Source organism: Planktotalea sp., assembly GCF_049680325.1.
Lineage (GTDB): Bacteria > Pseudomonadota > Alphaproteobacteria > Rhodobacterales > Rhodobacteraceae > Planktotalea.
The window spans coordinates 1-3,436 of record NZ_JBAUHO010000246.1; the positions used below are offsets into that span (position 1 = coordinate 1).

Below are 3,436 nucleotides of genomic sequence, written 5' to 3' on the forward strand. Positions count from 1 at the left end.
CTGTGATGATCCCGATCACCGTGATTGCAAATGGCGATGGACCAACAGCGCTGCTGACCGGGGCCAATCACGGGGATGAATATGAAGGCCCTATCGCCCTGCAAGAACTGGCAGTCTCGCTAACGCCAGACCAGATCACAGGCCGCGTCATTATCCTGCCGATGATGAACACTCCCGCGTTTATCGCTGGCAAGCGTTGTTCGCCAATTGATGGCGCAAATATGAACCGAAGCTTTCCCGGTGCGCCCGACGGAACCGTGACCCGGAAGATTTGCCATTTCATCGCAACGCAATTGGTCCCGCGCGCCGATATCGTTCTGGACTTTCATTCAGGGGGCAGCACGCTTGATTTCCTTCCCTTTGCCGCTGCGCATATTCTTGAGGACAAAGCGCAGGAAGCGCGGTGCATGGCGGCGATGCAGGCCTTCAACGCGCCCTACTCTGCGCGCATGCTAGAGATTGATAACGTCGGCATGTTCGACACAGAAGTTGAATTCCAGGGCAAGACCTTTGTCACCACCGAACTCGGCGGCGCCGGCACGTCCAGCGCGAAAAGCGTCGCGATTGCGCGCAAAGGCATTCGCAACCTGTTGATCCATGCAGGCATTCAAAAGGGCGAGTTGGACATCGCGCCAAGCGTGCAAATCGACATGCCTGACGAGCGTTGCTTTACCTTCGCGCAAACCGCCGGGCTTATCGAATACCTTGTCGATCTGGGCGATCCTGTCTGTGCAGGCCAAGCCATCGCACGGGTCTGGCCCATCGATCGCACAGGCGTCGCCCCGAGCGAATGCTATGCAGCGCTTGACGGCATACTGACCGCGCGCCATGTTCCGGGACTGTTGAAAATGGGCGATTTTGTCGGGCTCGTAGCTGTGGAGATTTCATGAACATTCTATTCATCATGTACGACCAATTGCGCTTTGATTACCTCAGCTGTGCAGGTCATCCGCATCTACACACACCAAATTTCGATCGCGTCGCTGCCATGGGCGTGCGCTTTACCAATGCATACGTGCAATCGCCCGTCTGCGGCGGCTCGCGTATGTGCTATTATACGGGGCGCTATGCCTCTTCGCACGGCGCGCACTGGAACGGCTTTCCTCTTCGAGTGGGTGAACAGACGATGGGCGACCACCTGCGCAAAGCGGGAATGGATTGCTGGCTCATTGGCAAAACCCACATGAAGGCCGACGCCGAGGGCATGGCGCGCCTTGGCCTGTCAGCTGATAGCGAAATCGGCGCGCGCCAAGCTGAATGTGGTTTCGACACATGGATCAGGGATGACGGGCTTTGGGGGCATGGGCCTGACGGTTTTTACGATGAAAAACGTTCGCCCTATAACGAATATCTCAAGGGCAAAGGATACCCCTCGGAAAACCCATGGGCGGACTTTGCCAATGCGGGCGTGGACGAAGACGGCGACATGGCCTCGGGCTGGATTTTCAAAAACGCCGACAAGGCCGCCAATGTGCGCGAAGAAGACAGCGAAACGCCTTGGCTGACATCGAAAACAATTGAGTTCATTGATGAGAAAGACGGGCCGTGGATGGCTCATGTCAGCTATATCAAACCACATTGGCCCTACATCGTCCCCGCCCCCTATCACAACATGTTTGGTGCGAACCATGTGCCTGCTGCTACGCGCCATGAGGTAGAGCAAGACGATCCGCACCCCGTTTACGGGGCGTATATGCAGAACAAGATTGCCGCGGCGTTTCAGCGAGAAGAAGTGCGCCAGAAGGTGATCCCTGCCTATATGGGCCTGATTAAACAATGTGATGACCAGCTTGGTCGCCTGCTCGATCACCTGGAAGAAACAGACAAATTGAAAGACACGATGATCGTGCTGACCTCGGATCATGGGGATTATCTGGGGGATCATTGGCTTGGTGAAAAAGACCTGTTTCACGAGCAATCGGTAAAGGTTCCGATGATAATTTACGATCCTCGCGCCGAAGCGGACAGTGCGCGTGGCACCACCTGCGATGCGCTTGTGGAAAGCATCGACCTTGCCCCGACCTTTGTCGAGGCGGCGGGTGGCAAGATCGCGGATCACATTCTTGAGGGGCGTTCGCTATCACCATGGCTGCACGGCGAAACGCCCGAATGGCGCGAGTTTGCGATTAGCGAATTCGACTATTCAGTAACGCCGCAGGCGGTGAAACTAGGTCTTGAGCCGCGCGATGCCCGCCTTTTTATGGTGTTCGACGGGCGTTACAAACTGATGCACGCAGAGGGCGGATTTCGCCCTATGCTGTTCGATCTTGAAACCGATCCAGAAGAATTCCACGACCTCGCCAAAGCCGACGCGCACCAAGGCGAGATCGAGCGCCTTTACGGATACCTGTTCAAATGGGCGCGCCGCATGTCGCAGCGCGTCACAAAATCAGAAGACGACATCAAAGCCATGCGCGGCAAGTCCATTCGCAAGGGCATCCTGCCCTTTCTCGCGGATGGAAGCGAAGTGCCAGCAGAGCTAACCGCGCTTTATCGCGGCAAGGCAAAAATCGACTTCACAAAAAAGTAGGATCAGAGAATAAAATCGGCTTCGGTCAATCCGATGAAATTGCTCAGCAGGATGCGCATATCGCCGGAGCCGTCACCATTCGTATCGACGTAGACAACAGAATCCCCGTTTGCGGTTTCGCGCACGCGCAGTTCTGCGTCGCCGCCACCCGTGAAACTGCCAGTTCCGATGTAATCCAATTCACCAGCGACCACATCTTCCAGATCAATGATGTCGATCGATCATAGTGGCGGATTTCATCGCGATCCGAGTTGTTCGTGCTGTCCGAGGCATCACTAAACACAAAGGTATCCACGCCCGAATTTCCAATCAGAAGATCACGGCCTGATCCGCCGGACAGGGTGTCATCCCCTGAACCTCCGCGCAGCGTGTCATCGCCATTCGCGCCGCGCACGAGATCGTCGCCGGAGTTACCAAAGACGAGATCGCCACCTTTTCCGCCATTCAGATCATCAGCGCCTGAATTTCCGCGCAGCTCATCAGCGCCATTTCCACCGTCCAGTTCGTCATCCCCTGTGCCGCCGCTTAGAATGTCGTCTTCAGTGCCGCCCGACAACGTGTCGTCGCCGCCCCCGCCGCGCAATGTGTCGTTGTCTGCCCCCCCGGACAGATTGTCCCCAAACGCGGCGCTTGTCAGCGCGTCATTCCCGTCAAGCCCATAAACCGTTCCGCTAACAAAGCCATCCGCTTTGCCGCGATACTGATCGCCGCCATTGCTTAAATAGATGTTGCCGTAGACGTCACCGGAGTTGGTGAAGAAACTGTACGCTGCACCCGACATATAAACGCCGCCATCAAAGACGCCTGAATTCTCGATAATAGCCGGCCCTGCACCAACGGCCAAAGACCATGTGTTTCCGGCAATCAAACCTGTATTGTCAACATATAGAACCTCGCCAACCACAG

3 protein-coding genes are annotated in these 3,436 nt (G+C 56.0%); 2 read left to right on the forward strand and 1 reads right to left on the reverse strand.

Annotation, left to right across the window (positions count from 1 at the left end):
- Nucleotides 1–890, forward strand: an 890-nt coding sequence (gene doeB, locus WBC85_RS11205; protein WP_424436831.1) for a N(2)-acetyl-L-2,4-diaminobutanoate deacetylase DoeB, incomplete at its 5' end; no start/stop codon positions are given.
- On the forward strand, nucleotides 887–2,530 hold the full coding sequence (locus WBC85_RS11210) for a sulfatase-like hydrolase/transferase (protein ID WP_424436834.1): 1,644 nt from the start codon (nucleotides 887–889) through the stop codon (nucleotides 2,528–2,530). The genes doeB and WBC85_RS11210, both read left to right, overlap by 4 nt.
- A 43-nt stretch (nucleotides 2,531–2,573) precedes the next feature.
- On the opposite strand, the gene WBC85_RS11215 is transcribed toward WBC85_RS11210, so the two are convergent.
- Nucleotides 2,574–3,436 (reverse strand): calcium-binding protein (locus tag WBC85_RS11215; protein WP_424436837.1); only part of this gene is annotated, 863 nt, incomplete at its 5' end.

Excerpts from the sequence above, each read along its gene's own strand:
- WBC85_RS11210 (WP_424436834.1), top strand. The coding sequence starts at position 887 with ATGAACATTCTATTCATCATGTACGACCAATTGCGCTTTGATTACCTC.